We start from the raw sequence: 21,308 nt of genomic DNA, 5'->3' as shown, positions 1-21,308 counted from the left end.
CCTACTGCTTCTGCAACAGCTTCAGCCGGCAGCGCAGCGCCTCGCGGATGTGGGCGCGGGCGAGCTGCTCGGCCTTGTCACCGTCGCGCGCGGCGATGGCATCGATGATGGCTCGGTGCTCGCCGTGGCTGGTCGAAGGGCGCCCCGACACGGTGAAGGTGGTCGGGCCGAGCAGAGCGATCCAGTCCTGCAATTCGCGCGAGGCGTTGTCGAGATAGCGGTTGCGTGCGGCGCGGCAGATCGCTTCGTGGAAAGCGCGATTGAGCCTTGCCATTTCTCTTGCCATCTCGGCGGCGTCGGTCTCGGCGGCCTCGGCGGACGCCTGTTCGATATCCCTGAGCGCGTCGATCTCCGGTGCCGAGGCGTGCGCGGCGGCGAGGCGCGCGGCGGCGCCCTCCATGATCTCGCGCATGGCGTAGAGCTCGAGCACCTCCGAGATGTCGAGATTGCGCACGATCAGCCCGCGCCCGCCGGCGGGCTCGACAAAGCCGCGCGCCGCGAGGCGGCTAAGGGCTTCGCGCACCGGCGTGCGGCTGACCTTCAGCCGTTGAGCGACCTCTTCCTCGCGCAAGCGGTCCCCGGCGCGGTAGTTGCCGGCCTGGAGCGCCTCGCAGAGCGAGCGGAACACGGCTTCGCCCAGCGCGACGCCGCCGCCGCGCGCGATTGCTCCGCCTGACTTTGCCGGGCGTTTGGCCATGGTCCCTCGAAGCGCCGCGCGCATCCTGCCCATGCAGAGATGCCGCTTGCATCAACTCAGTATATCTTTGTATACAAAGGTACGCAAGCGGGAGCCGGGTTGACTGGATTTGCCTGCGGGCAGAATGTTTCCAACTTCGTCGCATCGGACGGACCGTATGGGCAGCAAATACGATGTGCTGGTGATCGGCGGCGGCAATGCGGCGCTGTGCGCGGCGATCGCGGCGCGCCGCGGCGGCGCCTCGGTGCTGGTGCTGGAAGGCGCGCCAAAATTCTATCGCGGCGGCAACACCCGCCACACCCGCAACATGCGCTGCGCCCATGACGCCGCCACCGAAATTCTGACGGGCCCCTACACCGAGGAGGAGTTCTGGGAGGATCTGCTGCGCGTCACCGGCGGGCAGACCGACGAGTTGCTCGCCCGTCACATGATCCGCGAGTCCAAGGACATCCTGAACTGGATCGTGGAGCAGGGTGTGCGCTGGCAGCCCTCGCTCGGCGGCACGCTCAGCCTCGGCCGCACCAACTCCTTCTTTCTCGGCGGCGGCCGCGCGATGCTGAACGCGCTTTACCTCACTGCCGAACAGCTTGGCGTCGAGGTCGAATACGATGCCGAGGTCACCGACCTCGTGATCGAGGACGGCATGTTCCTCGCGGCTCGCCTCAAGCGGCCGATCAGGGGCGAGGCCGAGATCCGCGCCACCTCGCTGGTGGCCGCCGCCGGCGGCTTCGAGGCAAACATCGAATGGCTGAAGCAATATTGGGGCGAGGCGGCCGACAATTTTCTGATCCGCGGCACACCGTACAATCGCGGCTCGATCCTGAAGATGCTGCTCGACAAGGGTGTGCAGGAGGTCGGCGATCCCACCCAGTGCCACGCGGTCGCGATCGATGCCCGCGCGCCGAAATTCGACGGCGGCATCATCACGCGGCATGACTCGGTCGTGTTCGGCATCGTCGTCAACAAGCACGCCCAGCGCTTCTATGACGAGGGCGAGGACATCTGGCCGAAGCGCTATGCGATCTGGGGGCGGCTGGTCGCGGCGCAGCCCGACCAGATCGCTTACATCATTTTCGATTCCACCGTCGTCACGAGCTTCATGCCCACGCTGTTCCCGCCGATTGGCGGTCAAACCGTGGCAGAGCTCGCCGGCAGGCTGGGGCTCGATCCGGCGGCGCTGGAAAAGACCATCACCGAATTCAACGCGGCGGTGCGGCCGGGTACCTTCGATCATACCATCCTGGACGACTGCCGCACCGAAGGCGTCACGCCGCCGAAGACGCATTGGGCGCGCAAGATCGAGACGCCGCCCTATCTCGCCTATCCGGTGCGGCCGGGCATCACCTTCACCTATCTCGGCACGCGCGTGAACAAGGAGGCGCGGATGTTGATGGCCGACGGCAGGCCGTCGGCGAACATGTTTGCAGCCGGCGAGATCATGGCCGGCAACGTGTTGGGTAAAGGCTATGCCGCTGGCATGGGCATGACCATCGGCAGCGTGTTCGGGCGGATCGCAGGACGGGAAGCGGCGAAACATGCACGGAACTAGAATTCTTGATGAGGCCGACCGTCTGATGACGGTCTGCAATTCCTGCCGCTATTGCGAGGGCCTGTGCGCAGTGTTTCCCGCCATGGAAATGCGGCGCTCCTTCTCGGACGGCGACCTCAACTATCTCGCCAACCTCTGCCATTCCTGCGGTGCCTGCTATGTCGACTGCCAGTTCTCGCCGCCGCACGAGTTCAACGTCAACGTTCCCAAGACGCTGGCGGTCGCGCGCGCCGAATCCTATGCGGCCTATGCGTGGCCGCAGGCGCTGTCCGGCGCCTTCGCCCGCAACGGCCTCGTCATCAGCATCGTTGCCGCGCTTAGCATGGCGGCCTTTATCCTCGGCTTCGCCGCGCTCAACGACCGCGGCGTGCTGTTCGGTGTGCACACCGGGCCCGGTGCGTTCTACAAGCTGATGCCACACAGCGCGATGGCCGTGCTGTTCAGCGCCGCGTTTCTTTATGCCGTTCTCGCGCTGGTGATGAGCGTGCGCGCGTTCTGGCGCGACATCGGCGCGCCAATCGGTGGGCACGCCGACGGCGGCTCGATCTTTCAAGCGATCCGTGATGCGGGCGAGCTGCGCTATCTCCATGGCGGCGGCGTCGGCTGCTACAACGAGGACGACAAGCCGACCGACCGGCGCAAGCTCTATCATCACCTGACGTTCTACGGCTTCCTGCTGTGCTTTGCCGCGACTTCGGTGGCGACGCTCTATCACTATCTGCTCGGCCGGGAGGCACCGTATCCTTGGTGGGATCTGCCGGTCGTGCTCGGCACGCTCGGCGGCGTCGGCCTCATCGCCGGCCCCATCGGCCTGTTCATGGCCAAGATGCGGCGCGATCCCGCGCTGCTCGACGAGTCCAGCTACGGCATGGACGTCGGCTTCATCGCCATGCTGTTCCTGACGGGTCTTACCGGCATGCTGGTTCTGATCTTGCGCGAGACAGCCGCCATGGGCCCACTGCTGGCACTGCATCTCGGTGCGGTGTTCGCATTGTTCATCACCATGCCCTACGGCAAGTTCGTGCACGGCATCTATCGTTTCGTAGCGCTGGTGCGCTACGCGCAGGAACGGCGCAGCGAAGCCGGCTCTTGAGGGGCGCGCGGGTCTAACGTATCTCTTGAGCCGTTCGCGTTGTCCTGCGAATCGCTTGGGAGCCCGCGCTCATGTACATGTTTCTGCCATTTCTGCTGGCGCTCGCCGGCTGCGCGAGCGTCTGGCGTTCCCACGCGCGACTGGGCTACGGACTGTGGGCCGCAACGATCGTCGTCACCGTCGCGTGGTTCTTCCATCACGCGACCGATCCGCTGAAGTTCTCGTTCTGACGGTGTCGAGATGAGCGCCACGGAGATGAGCCAGCAAAGATCGGTCGGCGCAATCCTGAACATGCTCGGCCTGCTCGGGATCTCGCTGATCCTGACCGTCGCGTTCTTCTACCAGCTTGCGCTGGGCGAGTTGCCCTGTCCGCTGTGCCTGCTGCAACGCGCCGGGTTCATCGCGATCGGCATGGGCTTTCTGTTCAACATGCGTCTCGGTGAGCGGCCGTCGCACTACGCGATTGTCCTCCTCGCCTGCCTCGTCACTGGCTTCATCTCGATGCGGCAGGTGTCGCTGCATCTCGCGCCGGGAGATCCCGGCTACGGCTCGGCGCTGCTCGGCTTGCATTTCTACACCTGGGCACTGATCGCGGCCATCGGCATCGTCTGCTATGTCGCGCTCATCTTGGTCCTGAAGGATGTGGTCGGCGAGCGAGATGGCGTCGTGTCCCTGCGCGGTCCGGCGTCGAGCGCGGTCTTCGCGATCTTCGCATTGCTGGTTGCCGCAAATCTCCTGTCCACCGTGCTGGAGTGCGGCGCAGGTCAGTGCGACGACAACCCGGTCCGCTATCTCCTGCTCAAGTGAGTATGTGGAGAAGGCCGTCGCACCGGGCATCCGCCGATGCGACGATCCTGACCCTTACGCCACCTCGCGCTCCGGCGCGGAGGCCTGCTCGCGCGCCATCGCCGTGGCGGTGACGTAGTCGGTCTTGCCGGTGCCGAGCAGCGGCACCTTGTCGACCACCATGATCGTCGCGGGCACGGTCAGCTCGGAGGCGCCGATCGCCTTGGCCTGGGCCTGCATCGCGCTGCGCTCGGCATTCTTCTCCGTCGTCAGCAGCACGATGCGCTCGCCCTTGCGCTGGTCGGGGATCGACACCGCGACCGAGGCGGCCTGCGGCCACAGCGTGGCCGCGATGCTTTCGACCGCTGACAGCGAGACCATTTCGCCGGCGATCTTGGCAAAGCGCTTGGCGCGGCCCTTGATGGTGATGAAGCCGGCGGCGTCGATCGAAACGATGTCGCCGGTGTCGTGCCAGCCCTCGGGCAGCACTTCCAGCACGCCCGGATTCTCGGCCCTGAGGTAACCGAGCATGACGTTCGGCCCGCGCACCGACAGGCGTCCGCCGTCCTCGATGCCGGGGACCGGATCGAGGCGGCTTTCCATCAGCGGCGACAGGCGCCCGACGGTGCCGGGGCGGTTGGCCATCGGCGTGTTCATCGCCAGCACCGGCGCGGTTTCAGTCACGCCATAGCCTTCGAGGATGCGGATGCCGTAGCGCTCCATGAACACTTGCCGCGTGCGGTCCTTGACCGCCTCGGCGCCGGCGATCACCAGGCGCAGGGTGCGGAAGTCGTAAGGGTGGGCCGAGCGGGCATAGCCTGACAGGAACGTATCGGTGCCGAACAGGATGGTGGCACCGGTCTGGTAGATCAGCTCGGGCACGATGCGGTAGTGCAGCGGCGAGGGATACATGTAGATCGGAATGCCCGCCAGCATCGGCATCATCATCCCGCCGGTCAGGCCAAACGAGTGGAACACCGGCAGCACGTTGAACACCTTGTCATTGGCGTTGGCATCGACCCGCGCCAGCGCCTGCGCCGCGTTGGCGAGGATGTTGCGGTGGGACAGCACCACGCCCTTGGGCGTGCCTTCCGAACCCGAGGTGAACAGAACGACGGCCGGATCGTTGGCCTGGCGGGCAACGCGTGGCGCGGTGCCTGCGAGCAGTCCCTTGATCTTGTCGACCGTGCCGATCGAGGCTCTGATGTCCTCGAGATAGACGACGCGAGCTTCGGCGGAGATCGCGGCCATCAGCTTGTCGAGCTTGCCCTTCTCGATAAACGCCTTCGACGTCAGCACGGTGTTGACCTGCGCGGCCTTCATGGCGGCGAGCACGTTGACCGGGCCGGCCGAGAAGTTGAGCATGGCCGGAACGCGGCCGATGCTCTGCAGCGCCATGAAGACGACGGCGACGCCGGCGGAGTTCGGCAGCAGGACGCCGACATTCTCGCCGGCCGCGGTACCGGTCTCCAACTTGCGGCTCAACACCTGCGCGCCGAGGATCAGCTTGCGATAGGTCAGCCTGGTGCCGAGCGCATCCTCGATGATGACCTTGCCGGTGTCGCGGTCGCGATAGGCATGGCCCAGCGCTTCGAACAGCGTGTGATCGAGCATGGCGTTCTTGACCATCGCGTCGATCATGACGTCCTGCAGCGCAGCACCCGCGGCATTGCGGCGCGCCTTGCCTTTCAGCTCCGAGGCGACCGGCAGCTTGACGGGCGGCAGGATCGTCACCGTCACCCGCGGGAACCAGGAGCGCTTGATCTGGCTGCTATTGAGATAGCTGAGGTGGGAACGCTGCGCACCTTCGATGCGAACCGGCACGACCACGGCGTCGGCCTTGTCGGCGATCATCGCGGTGCCGTCATAGACCTTCATCAGCGAGCCGGAGACGGTGATGCGTCCTTCCGGGAAGATCACGACCGGCTCGCCGGCGGCGACCAGCTTGATCAGGTCGCGCGCGGCCAGCGGCTTGCTCGGGTCCATGGTGTAGTGCTTGACCACCCGCAGGAAGGGCTTGGCCCACCAGGCCTTGGCGATGCCGGTGTCGACTGCGAAGCTCGCGTCGATCGGCAGCACGGCGTGCAGCAGCGGACCGTCGATCAGGCTGACGTGATTGGGCGCGATCAGCATGCGCGTGCCCGGCGGCGGCAGGTTCTCCAGCCCGCGCACCTCGGTGCGAAACAGCGCACGGAATAATAGTCCACCGAAATCGCGGACGCCTTCCTTGCCCCACTTCGTCAGCACGAACCAGACCGCACCGAAGCTGGCGAGGCCGAGCCCGAAGAAGATCCAGCCGACATGCAATCCGCCCGCCTGCAGCAGCGCGACGAACAGCGAGCCCACCACCATGAAGGCGGCCTGCAGCACGTTGCCGGCGGCGATGATGCGGGCGCGTTCGTTTGGCTCCGACCAGGCCTGCACGGCTGCGAAGGAGGGAACGACGAAGAGGCCGCCGCCGAAGGCAAAGGCGACGAAGTCTGCCAGCATGCGCAAGCCCGCGAAGGAGGTTGCGAAATCGACCGCAGCGATGTCCTGGCCCTTGCTGGTCACCGCGATGGCCAAGGCGAGGTCAAGGCCGGCACAGCCCATGATGATGGCGCCGATCGGCACCAGCGCGAGGTTCGGGCGAACGTGGCTGAGGCTGGCCGCGAACAGCGAGCCGATGGCGATCCCGATGGCGAAGATTGCCAGGCACAGCGTCACCACGCCTTCGCTGCCACCGACGACGTCCTTGACCAGCGCCGGCAAGAGCGACAGCACGATGGCGCCGACCAGCCAGAACCAGGAGACGATGACGGTGCCGTCCCAAAGCCGGTGATCGGCGTGCAGCGTCTTCAATAGGCTGAGCGTCGAGGTCCAGGGATTGGCATCGACGGGCAGATCGGGCGCGGACGGCGTCGTCTGGGGAATGCGGGAGGCAAAGGCCCAGGACAGCAGGGCCAGCACGACGACGGCCGATGCGACCCAGCCCATATGGGCGGAGCCTGCGATGAACTGGCCGCCGGCAACGGTGCCGAGCAGGATCGCCATGAAGGTCGCGCCCTCGACCAGCGCGTTGCCGGTCGCGAGCTCGCCGAGCTCGAGCTGGTCCGGCAGCATGGCATATTTCACGGGGCCGAACAGCGCGGCGATGATGCCGAACAGGGCCAGCGCGGTGAACAGCAGCGGCACCGAGTGCATGAAGAAGCCGGCAGCGGCGAAGCTTGCTGCGAAGATCTCGACGAACTTCAACCGCCGTGCCACGACCGATTTGACGTATTTGTCGGCAAGCTGGCCGCCGAGCCCGGACAGGATGAAATAGGGGAAGATGAAGACGGCGCCGGCCACCGTCACCAGCGCATCACCGTGGCCGGTTGCGGCACTGTAAAGCAGGATGATGACGAGCGCGTTCTTGAGCACGTTGTCATTGAGCGCCGAGAAGAACTGCGCCCAGAACAGCGGCGCGAAACGGCGTGACGACATCAATTCCCTGATCATGACGAGTCCTGTTGTGGAAAGGCAGCCTGAGATTGTTACGTTGCGGGTCGAACGTCACGACCGGAAGGCCGTGGGAAGCGATTGCAGGCGACGATGGTTGCCGGCCTGTGATGTCCCCTTCCGTCCCTCCGATCCTGTTGGTCTCCAGCTTGTCTCGTTTGGTTCGCGAATAATCCGGTCGCGGACCGCTTTTCGGGCAGAAATGGACCTGCGTTGCGCATCGGCTTGTCCGCTAGGTGAGGTGAGCCAGATGGCGAAACGGGTTGAGGCGGCCAAGCAGGCCGACGCGGCGACCCTCGCGGCGGACGCGGCTGGTCCGCCACATCCGAAACGTGGCGCGGCGCTCGGCGAGCACACCGGTAATATCGCAGGCATTGGCAATCCGATCGATCGGCGCCATCGCGAGCCGCAGGACAGCGCGGCCAAAGCCGGTGACGAGAGCCGCGGCGTCATCGATGAAGGTGGAGGCGATATCAACAACGAGGGTTTGCATTTTGCAGGTCTCCCGGTTAATTTGAACAATGTTCACGTGAGTAGCCCTAAAATGAACAATGTTCAAGAGGAATCGGTCCGAGATCAAAAAAAATTGCGTAGGCGGCTCCAGATCCTGGAGATCGCGCGCGGTATCATCGCCTCTAAGGGATTGAGAGCGTTGAAGGTTCGGGACGTCGCGGACGCCGCCGGCTGCTCCGTCGGCAGTGTCTATAACGAGTTCGGCGACTTCGACGGGGTGATCCTGACCGTCAACAGGGAGACGGTTCAGGCGCTCACAGCGCGGCTTGGCGCGGTCCCGGCTGAGGATCCGGTTCGCCAACTCTATGGCTTGGCCGAGACCTATCTCGATTTCTTCGCCGAGAACGCCAATCTGCTCCGCTCGCTGTTCGAGCATCGGATGGAGGACGACCGCCCGTATCCCGACGACATCCTCCAGATGGTGATGGACGCCTTCGCGCTGATGCATCCACCCCTGGTGCGCGTGCTGCCCGATGCGGACGACGTGAAGATCGCGCTGTTGTCACGCACGCTGTTTTCCGCGGTCCACGGCATCATCTCGCTCGGCCTCGAAGAACGGATGGTCGCGGTGCCGCCGCAGATGCTACGCCAGCAGGTCAGGCAGTTCCTCGATGCGCATCTCGTGGGGCTCGGAGTCTTGCCGGCGCGCTAGACTAGACCAGCACCGGCTGACGCACGCGCCCGGCATCGCCGAACACGCGCAAATAGCGCTCGATCTCGGAGGGCATTCCGGTCGCCTTCTCCGGATTGTCGGAAAGCTTGACGGCGGGACGTCCGTCGACCGACGACACCTTGCAGACCAGCGAGATCGGATCGAGATTGAACGAGCCGTCCGGCGCACAGCCGACAAAGTCGTTGGTCAGGTTGGTGCCCCAGCCGAAGGAGAGCCGCACGCGACCGGCGAAGTGGTGATAGGTCTCCTCGATCGAGCCGACGTCCATCGCATCCGAGAACACCAGCAGCTTGTCCTTGGGGTTGCGGCCCTTCTTCTGCCACCAGGCGATGATCTCTTCACCGGCCTGGATCGGCGGCGCGCTGTCGGGGCGGAAGCCGGTCCAGTCGGCCACCCATTCCGGCGCATCGCGCAGGAACGCCTTGGTGCCGAAAGCGTCCGGCAGGGCGATCAAGAGATTGCCGCCATAGGTCTGGCGCCACTGATCGAGGATGCGATAGGGCGCCCAGCGCAATTCCTCGTCGTCCTTGGCGAGCGCGGCCGCGACCATCGGCAGCTCGTGCGCATTGGTGCCGATCGCTTCGAGATCGTTGTCCATCGCCAGCAGCACGTTGGACGTTCCGATGAAGGACGGGCCCAGCCCTTCCTTCACCGCCTCCACGCACCAGCGCTGCCAGAGAAAACCGTGGCGGCGGCGGGTGCCGAAATCGGACAGCCGCAGATTCTCCAGCTTGCGCAGCCGCTCCACCTTGGTCCACAGCTTGGCCTTGGCGCGGGCATAGAGCACATCGAGCTCGAACCGGCCGCGGCCCTTGCATGCCGCGCGGGAGCGCAATTCGTTGAGGATGGCGAGCGCCGGAATCTCCCACATCGAGCTGTGGGTCCAGGGGCCTTGGAAATGCAGCTCGTACTGACCGTCGACCTTGCGCAGATCGTATTCGGGAAGGCGGAATTCGGCGAGCCAGCGGATGAAGTCCGCCGAGAACATGTGGGTCTTGCCGTAGAAGGTGTTACCGGCAAGCCAGATCAGCTCCTTCTTGGTGAAGCGGATGGTGCGGGCATGGTCGAGCTGGGCGCGCAGCTCGGCTTCGTCGATGATTTCGGCAAGGCGCACATGGCGCGAACGGTTGATGACTGAGAAGGTGACTTGCTGATCCGGGTAATCCTCCCGAATCATCTGCAACATCAACAGCTTATAAAAGTCGGTATCCAGCAGGCTGCGGATGATGGGATCCAGCCGCCAGCTGTGATTGTAGGTTCGGCTCGCAATGTCGGTCACTGTCATGGCCGAATTCTAGCGTGGCCGCCCGCGCGCAACCAGTGGGTTTGGCGAGGGCCAGGCCCCGGCCGGCGTCAACAGCCGGCGGGCAACGACCGATTCAGGCGGCTGCCGTCGCCGCTACGTGTTCCAGTTGTGTCCTGATCCAGCGGTGGGCCGGGTCCTTCTGGTAGCGCTGGTGCCAGACCATGAACATCGGCAGCTCGGCCAGAGTGCGCGTGCGTGAGGCCAGCGGAATCTGCACGTGCGCGAAGCCGCGCATGACGCCGGACGCCAGCAGGCTCGGCATGCTCGCGAGCATTTGCGAGCCACGCAGGAACGAAGGCACGCCGGAAAAGCTCGGCACCGAAATCGCGATGTCGCGGTGGAAGCCGTTGGCCGCGAGCCGGCGGTCGAAGTCGAGCCGCTCATTGTCGGTATAGACCACGGTGATGTGGCGCGCCGCGAGATAGGCGCCTCGTCCTGATGGGGCGGCGCGCGTCTTGGGATCGTAGTAGCAGACGTAGTGGTCGCTCAGCAGGCGCTTCTGCACGATGTCGATGCCAACGGGCGGCAGTGGCGTGATCATGAGGTCGCAGCGATTTTCGCGCAGCATCGCAGGCGAAGGCGATTGCGACGGGATCACGCGCAGGTTCAGGCTCTTCACCTGCGCGACAACATGGCCGAAGAAGTGCGGCAGCAGCAGGTCGCGCTGGAAATCATTGGCGGCGATCGTCAGCGACAGCTGCGCGCTTCCCGGCTCGAAGGTGACGCCGCCGGCGAAGCTGCGCATCTCGTCGATCAGCGCGCGGGCCTTGGCCGCCAGTGCCTGGGCATGGGCGGTCGCGACGATGCCGCGGCCGGATTTCGCGAACAGCGGATCGCCGACGATCCGTCGCAGCTTGTTGAGGTTGTGGCTGACGGCGGATTGCGTCAGGCCGAGTCGCGTCGCGGCCGCCGTGACCGAGCCTTCCTCCAGTACCGCGAGAAACAATTCGAGGGCGTGGCCGTCCAGCGCCAAATGATCGATTTTATTCATGGGATTGATTATAATCAATCTATTTATCTTGAGAATAGGGAGCGGCATTGTCGTGCAACAAGCCGCGCACCCGGACCCGGGGCGCCCAAGGGAGAGACAACGCCGATGAATGCCCAGGCGACAGCCCTGCAGGATCCCCGCCTCAACCGCCCCGAGCCGTTCACGCCGCCACTCGGCGATGGCGGCTTCTTCCAGCGCGACCGCTCGATTCATCCGCCGGCCTATGCGCCCGGCTACAAATCCTCGGTGCTGCGCTCACCGCGCCAGTCACTGCTGTCGATCGAGAATTCGGTCTCGGAGATCACGGGGCCGGTGTTCGGTCACAACGATCTCGGGCCGCTCGATAACGATCTGATCCGCAATTACGCCAAGGAGGGCGACCCGGTCGGCGAGCGCATCATCGTCCACGGCCGCGTGCTCGACGAGACCGGCCGCGGCGTGCCGAACACGCTGGTGGAGTTCTGGCAGGCCAATGCCGGTGGCCGCTACCGGCACAAGAAGGACACGTATCTCGCACCGATCGATCCGAACTTCGGCGGCTGCGGCCGCGCGCTGACCGACGACACCGGCTACTATTATTTCCGCACCGTGAAGCCCGGCCCCTATCCCTGGCGCAACTTCGTCAACAGCTGGCGCCCCGCCCATATCCACTTCTCGGTGTTCGGCTCCGGCTTTGCGCAGCGGCTGATCACGCAGATGTACTTTGAGGGCGATCCGCTGATCCCGGTCTGCCCGATCCTGACGACGATCCCGGACAAGGACGCGCTCGACCGCCTGGTCGCGCCGCTCGACCTCAACGCCTCGACGCCGTTCGACTCGCTCGCCTACCGCTTCGACATCGTGCTGCGCGGCCAGCGCTCCACCTATTTCGAAAATCGTCCCGAAGGGAACTGAGCACATGCCGCAGCCGCTCAACTATCTCAAGGAAACCGCCTCGCAGACCGCCGGGCCGTACGTCCATATCGGCCTGATCCCGGCCATGGCCGGCTTCGACATCTTCGAGAAGAACTTTTCCAACGTGCTGGTAACGCCGAACACCAAAGGCGAACGCATCACGCTGGAAGGCAAGGTGCTCGACGGTAGCGGCACGCCGCTGCGCGACGTGCTGCTTGAAATCTGGCAGGCCAATGCGGCCGGCCGCTACAACCATCCGGCCGATCGCTCGGCCGGCGCGCTAGACCAGGATTTCCGTGGCTGGGGCCGCGCCGGCTCGGATTTCGAGAGCGGCCTCGTGACGTTCGAGACCATCAAGCCGGGCGCCATCACCGACAAGACAGGGCGCAAATGCGCGCCGCACATCAATGTCTGGATCGTCGCGCGCGGCATCAATATCGGTCTCAACACGCGGCTCTATTTCTCCGACGAGGAAGCCGCCAACGCCGCAGATCCCGTCCTCAACCTGATCGAGCAGCCGGTGCGCCGCGCGACACTGATCGCCAAGCGCGGCGAGCGCGCAGGAAAGGTCGTCTATTCCTTCACGATCAATTTGCAGGGCCCGGACGAGACGGTGTTCTTCGACGTGTGAGGCCTCAGCCCTCATCGCCATGGAGCTGCGTGCGAAAGGCGCGCGGCGACAGGCCGGTGGCCGCGGCGTAGACCCGGCTGAAATAAGCGGGGTCCTCGAAGCCGAGGGCGTAGGCGATCGTCGAGACCGGCAGGTTGGTATAGACGAGGTTGCGCCGCGCCTCGCGGATCAGGCGGTTCAGGATCAGGTGCGAGGCGGTGTCGCCGGTCGCCGCGCGCGTGACGCGGTTGAGATGGGTCGGCGTGATCGCCAGCGACTTCGCGTAGTCCGCCACGGTCCAGCGTTCCAGGTGATGCTGTTCGAGCAAGGCCTCGAAGCGGCGGAACAGATTTGTCTCGGCATTGCCGCCAGCGCCGCTCGCGCCGGCGAGCGCACGTGCGACGAGGCCGATCATGGCCGCCGACAATGCCCGCAGCACATGCGCGCGGCCGAAATCGCGCGCGGCATGCTCGGCAAAGATCTGCTTCATGATGGCGCGGATCTGCGGCGTGCCGCGCACCACTGATGATCGTGACAGCACGCTGCGCAGACCTTCGGCAGCGAGCAGCGCCTCGTCGAGCATTTCCGCGGCGATGGTCAGCACCCAGCCTTCGGTTCCTGGCACGAAGCGGAAGCCATGGACATGGCCGACCGGCACGTTGACGATCTGCATCGGCTTCAAGGGCACGACGCGTCCGTCGAGCGTCGCTTCGCCGCCGCCGCGCTCGATCAGCAGCACCTGGTGCAGACGAGCATGCCGGTGCACGGCGAGCTTCCAGTCATGCAGCACCGAGCGCGACGCAATCGTCTCGCAGTGGACGACGTCAGGCAGATCGCCGGCTTCGCCGAACAGATTGTAGACCCGGATCGCCGGGGCGGGGGCTGCGTTCCTCATGTTCGAATAGTACAAGACATTGGCGAAACCCTCCATCGGTCTTCTGCATTGAATCTGCAAAAAAGCGCCGTCGGGAGGACGCAAAAATGAAAGTTCAGGTCTGCATCATCGGCGGTGGGCCGTCCGGGCTGCTGTTGTCCCAGCTTCTGCACCTCAAGGGCATCGACACCATCGTGCTGGAGAAATACAGCCGCGACCACGTGCTGGCGCGCATCCGTGCCGGCGTGCTCGAGCATGGTTTCGCCAGGCTGATGCGCGAGGCGCAATGCGGCGAGCGGATGGACCGCGAAGGCGAGATCCACAACGGATTCGAGATCGCCCATGACGGCGTGCTCTCCCATATCGATCTGCACAAGTATTCCGGCGGCAATTCGGTGCTGGTCTACGGCCAGACCGAGCTGACGCGCGACCTCTACGAGGCGCGCGACCGGCTCGGCGGCAAGGTCATCCACAACGCCGAGGATGTGACGCCGCATGATCTGACCTCGGACCGGCCCTACGTGACGTATCGCTCGAACGGCGCGACGGTTCGCGTCGACTGCGACTACATCGTCGGCGCCGACGGCTTTCACGGCGTCAGCCGCAAGTCGATCCCGAAGGACGTGCTGCGCGAATATGAGAAGGTCTATCCGTTCGGCTGGCTGGGCGTGCTGTCGCGCACCAAGCCGGTGTCGCCGGAGCTGATCTATGTCAAGCACGAACGCGGCTTTGCGCTATGCTCGCTGCGCTCACAGGTGCTGAGCCGCTACTACGTCCAGGTGCCGCTGACCGACAAGGTCGAGGACTGGAGCGACGATGCGTTCTGGGCCGAGCTGAAGCGCCGCCTGCCCGACCACGTCGCCGCGCGATTGATCACCGGTCCCTCGATCGAGAAGAGCATCGCACCGCTCCGCAGCTTCGTTGCGGAGCCAATGAGCTACGGACGCCTGTTCCTCGCCGGCGACGCTGCCCACATCGTGCCGCCGACCGGCGCGCGCGGGCTGAACAGTGCCGCCTCCGACATCTACTATCTCTATCACGCCATGCTCGCGCACTATCAGGATGGCGACGATTCCGGGTTGAAGGGCTATTCGGCCAAGGCCCTGGCGCGGATCTGGAAGGCGCAGCGCTTCTCGTGGTGGATGACGATGATGCTGCATCGTTTCCCCGGTCGTTCCGAATATGAGGACCGGCTCCAGCAGACCGAGCTCGAATACCTCTTCTCGTCCGAGACGTCGCAGCGTCTCCTGGCGGAGAATTATGTGGGGCTGCCGTTCTAACAGCCGCTACTTCGCTTCCAGCGTGTTCACCGGCGTCCAGTCGGCCGGCGGTGGATTGGCTGCCATAGACCGCGCGCGCTTGGCAAAATATCGGGACGGCGGATCATCGCCAGCGACGCTTTCGAACAGTTCGGTCGCTTTCGCGAACTCGCGCGCACGCCAGCATGCAAGTCCCCTGGCGTAAGTTGCCGCGCGCATGCCCTGCTCCTGCGTCTCCTGGTTCTTCTCGGCGAGCGGCTCGTACACCCTGATCGGCTCGTCGCGTCCCTGCACCTTGACCATGTCCAGCTCGCGCCAGGTATAAGCGCTGCGGCTCTGGTTCACCGTCGCCTCGGAAGCCATGATCACGGTGCCATAATATTTGTTGGCGCCCTCAAGGCGAGATGCGAGGTTCACGGTGTCGCTCATGACGGTGTAGTTGAAGCGCCGGCGGGAGCCGATGTTGCCGACGACGGCTTTGCCGCTGTTCAGCCCGATGCGGTGGGCAAGGCCACGGCCCTGAAAGGCGGGGTGGCTGCTGTTGAGCTCCTTCAGCCTCTCGCGGCATTGCAGCGCGGCGGCGACCGCGTGCCGCGCGTGGTCGGGATCGTCGGCCGGCGCGCCGAACATGGCGACGACGGAATCGCCGATATATTTGTCGACATAACCGCCATGGCTTTCGATGATGTCGGTCATGGCCGACAGATAGTCGTTCATCAATGCGACCAGCTCGGCCGGCGTCATCTTCTCGGCGATCGAGGAGAAGCCGGCGAGGTCCGAGAAGAACATGGTGATGTCACGCATCTCGCCGCCGAGCGCGGGCATCTTGCCGGAGGCAACCATGCCGTCGATCACTTCGGGCGCGAGATAGAACGCAAAGCTCTTGCGCAGAAAGCGCTCCTCGCGGTCGGCGATCACGAAGCGGTAGCCGATCATCATCGCGATGGCGGTGAGGCCTGCCAGCACAGGCTCGGTCAGGGGAAGTGCGAGCGCATGGACGAATGCGCTGACAGCGACGGTGGTGTAGGCCGCAGTGAGCGCCAGCCAGCTGAGTATCGCACCGGTCGGGGCGAGCATGCAGGCCGCGAAGGCAATGACCATCGCGAACCCAATCGCCAGGATCGTGCGCTGCGGGACGCCGAGCTCGGTGACAGCGTCACGCTCGATCAGGTTGCGGACCGCCGTGGCATGCACGAGGACGCCGGCGATGTCATTACGGGCCTTTTGTGCCGTACTGGCAGGCGTGGGCAGGGCGCATCGCGCCGCCGGGCTGCCGTCATAGCCGCCGGAGAGGTGCATCGAGGTGAGCTTGCGGTCCTCGAAATTGAGGATGGTGCCGAGCAGGACGACCTTGCCGTCAAAGGCGCGACGGAAGAAGTCCGTGTCACCTTTCTCGATGCAAGCGCGCAGGTCCGCGAAGGAATAGGCCGGGACGTCGCGGCCCATGCCGCGGAAGTTGAGCGTCAGTGTATTGGGCTCGGCGCTCGGAATAGCATAGCCGGACAACGACATGAGGCCGGACGGCCGGGTCTCCGGCGGTAGGGCGAGTGCGCGCGAAGCGAGCTCGACAGCCATGGCCGGGATCGGCTGGCCGCCGATGGAAAAGCTGAGCGGCATCCGCCGGATCACGTCGTCGTCATCGGTGTAGACGTTGAGGGCGCGGACATTGTTCTTCACGGCAAGTCGCTGCGCGGCGAAAGGACTGTCCGGATGGTCATTGCTGAGAATCTCACCGAGCACCAGCTTGCCGCTGTCGGACAGCTTGCGCAGCGCGATCAGATAATCGCGGTCAAATCCCTTCATCCGTGCGCCGACCGGCGCGTCGCCGAAAGGAATGTCCGACTGCTCGATCGAATTCTTGAAGATGACGTCGAATCCGATGACCTTGGCGCCCCCCTCGGTAATGCTGCCGAGCACGCGGCCGACCTCGCGCGTCCAGGTCTGCGTCGGCGATCCCTTGAAAGGCGGCGTCTCGTAGGTCTCCCCGTCGATCGCGACGACGACGACCGGCGATGTCGCGGGATCGCGCCGGTCGCCGATCAGCGTCCAGCGCAAGGCCGTGAGAATATCGAGCGAGAGACCTTGCAGTCTGTGGAGCGGCGGGGACGTGAAAGCAGCGCCGGTCACGAGCGCAATGGCGACCGCTGCAACGATGTCCCGCCTGCCGATCCGCCGCATCGTTATAGTCGCGGACCGTCTATTCGAACCGCAGCAGACGCCCGACGATCGGCGTCGGCGACGCGGTGGCGCTGGCATCGACCTGGAAGGTGTAGCGCTTGTTGCCGAGTTTTGCGAGATAGCTGCCGCCCGGCGTCAGCGACTTTCCGGCCTTCGAGAGGTCGAAGAATTTGCCGGCGACCATGATGTCGCTCTTCAGCGGCAGGCTGATCGCGGGCTCCTTGCCGTCGGTGCGTTCGATCACCAGCGTGCTGCCGCTCTTGGCCTGGACCAGCGGCGCGGTGCCGTAGATCGTCGGCAGCTTCGCCGGCGCGCTGCCAGCATCGGATCGCATGGTGCGAAACGTGGTCGCCGCGCTCTGGTTCGCCTCGCGCTCGGAGAGCTGCGCGGCGTTGGCATCGCACGATACCTTGACGCGCTGGACGTTGCCGAGTTGCACGGTGCTCTGCTCGGCGCCGACCAGCACCACGCCTTCGGTGATGGTCTCGCGCAGGCAGGATTTCAGATAGCTGAGCGTGACGCCGGCCTTGGGGCCGAGCTTGATGATCTTGCCCGGCGCCACGTAGTCCATGAATTCGATACCGTCGACCTTGCCCTGCACGTCCTCGACGATCGCGGCCGGTGTCTCCGCGACGGCGGGGGCGGCGAGGCAAACCGCGCCGACAATGGCGCCGATCAGGGTTCTCATGACTGTCTCTTCCAGTTCGAACGGTGTGTGACTGACCCAGGTCCCTACGCGAGCCTAACAGGGGATGGCCGAGCCAAGTGTGATCAGAATCACTCCTGGTGTTGATGCAGCCTAGCAGGAACAGGTTCAAGCCTGTGATGACAGAAATGGGCGGCGCCGCAAATTCCAGCCGTGGGGACGATGTCAGACCGCCGTTGCGGCGGCGCGGTCCTGGGCCTGGCGGCTCCCGGTCACCCCTGGTATATAGGTGAAAGGGCGGCCTCGGATTTCTGCAGCGGCAGCGTCGTCTGCCCGGTGGCGATCCCGAGCACTTCATCCCAGCCACCACCACCCGCGATCTTCAACGCGCGCGCCGGTTTGCGAGCGGGCACAGGCTTTTTCGCGCTGCGTTCCGCCGCCTGCATCTGCCCCGCCTTGCTGCGAAGCTGAGTGACGGCGCGATCGATCGGCGCGGAGGAGGTGCGCTCACCATGTCGGATCTCCTCGATCCGGAAGAACGAGATCGTCGACTGCAGCTGTTCGGCCTGCGAGGCGAGCTCTTCCGAGGTGGAGGACACTTGCTCGGAGGCGCTGGCGTACTAGGGCTTTGCCGTGGTCGCGTCCGAAGTGCGCAAGCTCGCCCAGCGCAGCCAGGCGGCCGCCGCCGAGATCGGCACGCTCTCCGCCGACACCGTCAAGGTCGCGCAGGAAGCGATTGTTTCGCTCGGCGGCCCAGCGCCAACGCGCTCGGCATCATCATGACCGGCATGGGCGATGACGGCGCGCGCGGCATGCTGGAGATGTGCACGGCATAGAATTGTTTTGAGCTTGCCGCCGTCGCGGCGCAGCCCTGCGCCGCAATTTTAGGAACCGGCTTTGCAGCGCGTTAACCGTGGCGGAACACGCGCCATATCGGTCATTGTCGCGCCCCACGGATCATTGCAAGTACGTCTGAATTCACGACGGATGTCTTCATGCTGAGAGACGGCAAATACGCTGCCTGGTTCAGAACTCCGCGTGGCCAGGGCACTGGCCTTGTCGATTTGACCGAGGGACGAATCTCCGGCAGGGACAGCTTCTTCACCTATGGTGGTTCCTATCAGGTCGATCAGCAACGCTTCACGGCTGTCCTGACCGTGAAGCGTCATACCGAGGGCAATCCGAGCGTGTTTGGCCCAGACGAAGTCGAGGCCAATCTCTCTGGTGATTGCAGCGGCGCGGTTGCAAAGTGCTGGGGCACGGCAAAGGAGGCGCCTGACGTCAGCTTCGAGTGCACCTTGATCTACAGCCAGGAAGACGTCGTGGCGGCCGACGCCAAATGCGCGGTCGTGAAGCTCAATTCCGACAAAGTGCCCAAGGGGCTCGACGGCTGGTCCCGGCCGCGCCGTCCGCTTGCGCCCGGGCCATTCGGATCGCCGCGCGATTAGCGCTCGGGCGGCTGCAGCCTCTCGAGCGCAAGCTTTATCAAGAATCCCTCGTGCTTATTTGGGCGGATGCGCCTTCTGGTGCCAGGCCCAGGCGGTGCGGATCACGGTCGGCAGGTCGGAATGGCGCGGCACGAAGTCCAGCACTTTTCGCGCAGCAGAAGGATCCGCGACGAGATAGGTCGGATCGCCAGGGCGGCGCGGCTTGACGGTGTGAGGGACCTCGCGTCCGGTCTCTTGCTTGATGGCGTTCAGGATCTCGCGCACCGAGAAGCCTGAACCGGTGCCGAGATTGAAGCTGCCGCCGGCATGTCCTGTCTCAAGCAGCTTCAGCGCTGCGACGTGGGCTGCAGCGAGGTCGGTGACGTGGATGTAGTCGCGGATCGCAGTGCCGTCGGGCGTGTCGTAATCGTCGCCGAATACGGCAAACTCGACATGGCCCTGCAAGGCCATCATGGCGCGCGGAATGAGATGGGTCTCGTTGTCGCGCAACTCGCCGATGCCGCCGGCCGGATCGGCGCCGCTGGCATTGAAATAGCGCAGGCAGAACGCGCCGAATCCGTAAGCTGTGCGATAGTCCGCCAGCATGCGCTCGATCATCCATTTCGAGGCGCCGTAAGGATTGATCGGTACACAGGGGAAATCCTCGGACAGCGCCTTGGAATCGGCATTGCCATAAACCGCGCCGGTCGAGGAGAAGACGATGCGATGGCAGCCCGCATTGCGCATCGCCTGCAGCAGCGACAGCGTACCCTGGACGTTGTTGACGTAGTATTTCTGCGGGTCGGTCATGGACTCGCCGACGAGGCTTGCCGCCGCAAAATGCATCACCGCCGTCACCTTGTGGTCGGCAAAAGCGCGCGCCAGCATCGCGCCGTCGAGCAGATCGCCCGTCACCAGTTCCCCGGCGACGAAGCCGCGATGTCCCGTCGTGAGATTGTCATAGACGACGGGCCGATAGCCTGAAGCGGCGAGGGCGCGGCAAGCATGCGCGCCAATATAACCAGCGCCTCCCGTGACGAGGATAGTGGGTCGGTCTGTCATGTCCTTTTACCCTAACGCAAATGCAACGACCCATCCAGGCTGAGGCCGCCAGCAGCAAGTCCACGCAAAGCGCAAGTGGCGCAATCGTCGACCGATTTCGTTATATCGTGTTTGATCATCCTGGATAGCTGCAAGCCTTGGTCCGTCAAGGCCACGAAAGAACCTGGCTAGTCTCGCTTCGGCGCAGGCCCGGAGGCTGATATCCCAGATCGTTCGAGGTTCCGCCATCGCACCCTTGGCTTCGCATGCAAACCGCTCCTGATTCAGCTTCAATTGACCATCGTGCGACGAAAATGTCGACGGATTGAGCGCGCAGCAACAATACTTTTAGAGCCGAAAAATTAGGCTGAGGTCCATAACAAGGGACGGACGGACATGGCTCAGATCTGGATGACATATGACGAACTCGCCACGCTTTGTGAATGCAGCAGCAGCGAGGCGAGATTGCGGGCCATCCACCTGTCGCTGGACCGTCGCAAAAGCCGCGACGGGGCAACCCGCGTGAAACTGGATCTGGCGTTGACGGCCAAGTTTTTTGCCTCTGTCCGCGAGTCGGATTTTGACCTCGACAGCGCCATCGAAGCGCTCCAGGCCACACACCGGCGGATGGCGGAACTGCTGGCCCCGAACGAGGTCCATAGGCGCGGGGTGGCTTAATCGCCGGGCACTCCTGAGGATGGGATCAGCCGGCTTGGCCGTACGCCGTGATTCCCGCGATGGTTGTCGTCTCGAATCAGGCATAAATCCGCATCCGGAATTTCCGGCTGCGGTCGGTGTTTCAACCGAGTTGGGCCGAAGAGCCTGCAGGAGGATGCCATGAGGAAAGCCAATCATTGGGTCTGCGTGAGAGTTTTGGGAGTGGCGACCCTGGGAGGGCTGCTCATCACGACAGCTGCTCCCGCAAGAGCAGAGGTCGTGAAGCTGCAGGCCGATCTGAAAGGCAGCAACGAGGTGCCTCCGAACAATTCGGCCGGCTCTGGTAAGGCAGAGGCCACCTACGACACCGAGACCAAGACGCTGACCTATACGATCACCTTTACCGGTCTGTCGGGCCCCGCGATGGGCGCCCATTTCCACGGGCCCAGTGAAGCCGGCAAGAACGCCGGCATCGCACTGCCGTTCAAAACGGCGCAAAGCCCCATTCAGGGCACGGCGACACTCACTGAAACCCAGGCGACGGATCTGCTGGCCGGAAAGTGGTACGCGAACATCCATACGGCCGCGAACCCTGGTGGTGAGTTGCGCGGCCAGATGGTGAAATAGAGAACCG

The 21,308-nt window shown here is 64.5% G+C and carries 19 protein-coding genes and 3 pseudogenes; 13 read left to right on the top strand and 9 right to left on the bottom strand.

Features of this window, described 5'->3' with window-relative positions; all coding sequences use genetic code 11:
* Position 1: 1 nt before the first annotated feature.
* Positions 2-697: a GntR family transcriptional regulator gene (locus tag HYH07_RS06120; RefSeq protein WP_220001636.1), complete on the bottom strand. Its 696-nt coding sequence runs from the start codon at positions 695-697 to the stop codon at positions 2-4.
* Positions 698-854: 157 nt separating this feature from the next.
* Here HYH07_RS06120 and tcuA point away from each other — a divergent pair, with 157 nt between their 5' ends.
* The 4 genes from tcuA (at position 855) to HYH07_RS06100 (ending at position 4,146) form a co-directional block, all read left to right on the top strand.
* The gene (gene tcuA, locus HYH07_RS06115; protein ID WP_220001635.1) at positions 855-2,246 is read left to right on the top strand and encodes an FAD-dependent tricarballylate dehydrogenase TcuA; all 1,392 of its coding nucleotides are present in this window, start codon (positions 855-857) and stop codon (positions 2,244-2,246) included.
* On the top strand, positions 2,233-3,339 hold the full coding sequence (gene tcuB / locus HYH07_RS06110; RefSeq protein WP_220001634.1) for a tricarballylate utilization 4Fe-4S protein TcuB: 1,107 nt from the start codon (positions 2,233-2,235) through the stop codon (positions 3,337-3,339). Before tcuA ends, tcuB begins: the two co-directional genes overlap by 14 nt.
* Before the next feature lie 71 nt (positions 3,340-3,410).
* Entirely contained in the window at positions 3,411-3,569 is a 159-nt protein-coding gene (locus HYH07_RS06105; RefSeq protein ID WP_220001633.1) for a DUF5993 family protein, read from the top strand.
* Between the two features lie 25 nt (positions 3,570-3,594).
* Positions 3,595-4,146, top strand: coding sequence for a disulfide bond formation protein B (locus HYH07_RS06100; RefSeq protein WP_228749267.1), 552 nt, complete (start codon positions 3,595-3,597; stop codon positions 4,144-4,146).
* Positions 4,147-4,200: 54 nt separating this feature from the next.
* Here HYH07_RS06100 and HYH07_RS06095 read toward each other — a convergent pair whose 3' ends face one another.
* Positions 4,201-7,605 carry an acyl-[ACP]--phospholipid O-acyltransferase gene (locus HYH07_RS06095; RefSeq protein ID WP_220001631.1) on the bottom strand — a complete coding sequence of 1,135 codons (3,405 nt, stop codon included), beginning with the start codon at positions 7,603-7,605 and terminating at the stop codon, positions 4,201-4,203.
* Positions 7,606-8,149: 544 nt separating this feature from the next.
* On the opposite strand from HYH07_RS06095, the gene HYH07_RS06090 reads away from it, so the two are divergent.
* A complete protein-coding gene (locus HYH07_RS06090; protein ID WP_220001763.1) occupies positions 8,150-8,770 on the top strand; it encodes a TetR/AcrR family transcriptional regulator in 621 nt (206 codons plus the stop codon).
* Between the two features lies 1 nt (position 8,771).
* On the opposite strand, the gene pncB is transcribed toward HYH07_RS06090, so the two are convergent.
* Both pncB and HYH07_RS06080 read right to left on the bottom strand, forming a co-directional pair.
* Complete coding sequence (gene pncB / locus HYH07_RS06085; protein WP_220001630.1) at positions 8,772-10,076, bottom strand: nicotinate phosphoribosyltransferase; 1,305 nt, start codon at positions 10,074-10,076, stop codon at positions 8,772-8,774.
* Between the two features lie 94 nt (positions 10,077-10,170).
* Positions 10,171-11,088 (bottom strand): LysR family transcriptional regulator, encoded by a 918-nt coding sequence (locus tag HYH07_RS06080; RefSeq protein WP_220001629.1) that lies wholly within the window; start codon positions 11,086-11,088, stop codon positions 10,171-10,173.
* Positions 11,089-11,193: 105 nt separating this feature from the next.
* On the opposite strand from HYH07_RS06080, the gene pcaH reads away from it, so the two are divergent.
* Entirely contained in the window at positions 11,194-11,982 is a 789-nt protein-coding gene (pcaH, locus tag HYH07_RS06075; RefSeq protein WP_220001628.1) for a protocatechuate 3,4-dioxygenase subunit beta, read from the top strand.
* Positions 11,983-11,986: 4 nt separating this feature from the next.
* The gene (gene pcaG / locus HYH07_RS06070; protein ID WP_220001627.1) at positions 11,987-12,613 is read left to right on the top strand and encodes a protocatechuate 3,4-dioxygenase subunit alpha; all 627 of its coding nucleotides are present in this window, start codon (positions 11,987-11,989) and stop codon (positions 12,611-12,613) included.
* 4 nt (positions 12,614-12,617) lie between these two features.
* Here pcaG and HYH07_RS06065 read toward each other — a convergent pair whose 3' ends face one another.
* Positions 12,618-13,523 (bottom strand): helix-turn-helix domain-containing protein, encoded by a 906-nt coding sequence (locus HYH07_RS06065; protein ID WP_220001626.1) that lies wholly within the window; start codon positions 13,521-13,523, stop codon positions 12,618-12,620.
* A gap of 50 nt (positions 13,524-13,573) precedes the next feature.
* Between HYH07_RS06065 and pobA the strand changes: the two genes are divergently transcribed.
* A complete protein-coding gene (gene pobA, locus HYH07_RS06060; protein ID WP_220001625.1) occupies positions 13,574-14,746 on the top strand; it encodes a 4-hydroxybenzoate 3-monooxygenase in 1,173 nt (390 codons plus the stop codon).
* Between the two features lie 6 nt (positions 14,747-14,752).
* Here pobA and HYH07_RS06055 read toward each other — a convergent pair whose 3' ends face one another.
* The 3 genes and pseudogenes from HYH07_RS06055 to HYH07_RS06045 all read right to left on the bottom strand — a co-directional run.
* Entirely contained in the window at positions 14,753-16,903 is a 2,151-nt protein-coding gene (locus HYH07_RS06055) for a CHASE2 domain-containing protein (RefSeq protein ID WP_220001762.1), read from the bottom strand.
* Between the two features lie 19 nt (positions 16,904-16,922).
* Positions 16,923-17,591 carry a hypothetical protein gene (locus HYH07_RS06050; RefSeq protein ID WP_220001624.1) on the bottom strand — a complete coding sequence of 223 codons (669 nt, stop codon included), beginning with the start codon at positions 17,589-17,591 and terminating at the stop codon, positions 16,923-16,925.
* A 230-nt stretch (positions 17,592-17,821) separates the two neighbouring features.
* Positions 17,822-18,166 (bottom strand): annotated as a pseudogene (locus HYH07_RS06045) (hypothetical protein); the annotation flags it as partial.
* A gap of 7 nt (positions 18,167-18,173) precedes the next feature.
* Here HYH07_RS06045 and HYH07_RS06040 point away from each other — a divergent pair.
* From HYH07_RS06040 to HYH07_RS06030, 3 genes and pseudogenes are all read left to right on the top strand, one after another.
* Positions 18,174-18,284, top strand: a pseudogene (locus HYH07_RS06040) (methyl-accepting chemotaxis protein); the annotation flags it as partial.
* A 26-nt stretch (positions 18,285-18,310) separates the two neighbouring features.
* Positions 18,311-18,373, top strand: a pseudogene (locus HYH07_RS06035) (chemotaxis protein CheB); the annotation flags it as partial.
* 171 nt (positions 18,374-18,544) lie between these two features.
* Positions 18,545-18,997: a hypothetical protein gene (locus tag HYH07_RS06030; protein WP_220001623.1), complete on the top strand. Its 453-nt coding sequence runs from the start codon at positions 18,545-18,547 to the stop codon at positions 18,995-18,997.
* 54 nt (positions 18,998-19,051) lie between these two features.
* Here HYH07_RS06030 and galE read toward each other — a convergent pair whose 3' ends face one another.
* Entirely contained in the window at positions 19,052-20,038 is a 987-nt protein-coding gene (galE, locus tag HYH07_RS06025; protein WP_220001622.1) for a UDP-glucose 4-epimerase GalE, read from the bottom strand.
* A gap of 375 nt (positions 20,039-20,413) precedes the next feature.
* Between galE and HYH07_RS06020 the strand changes: the two genes are divergently transcribed.
* Entirely contained in the window at positions 20,414-20,695 is a 282-nt protein-coding gene (locus tag HYH07_RS06020; RefSeq protein ID WP_220001621.1) for a hypothetical protein, read from the top strand.
* A 159-nt stretch (positions 20,696-20,854) separates the two neighbouring features.
* Complete coding sequence (locus tag HYH07_RS06015; RefSeq protein ID WP_220001620.1) at positions 20,855-21,301, top strand: CHRD domain-containing protein; 447 nt, start codon at positions 20,855-20,857, stop codon at positions 21,299-21,301.
* The last annotated feature ends 7 nt before the right edge of the window (positions 21,302-21,308 follow it).

It is taken from the genome of Bradyrhizobium sp. BR 10261 (assembly GCF_019455395.1).
Classification (GTDB): domain Bacteria; phylum Pseudomonadota; class Alphaproteobacteria; order Rhizobiales; family Xanthobacteraceae; genus Bradyrhizobium; species Bradyrhizobium manausense.
Note: the sequence above shows the minus strand (reverse complement) of the source record. Positions and strands in the feature narration are given on the sequence as shown.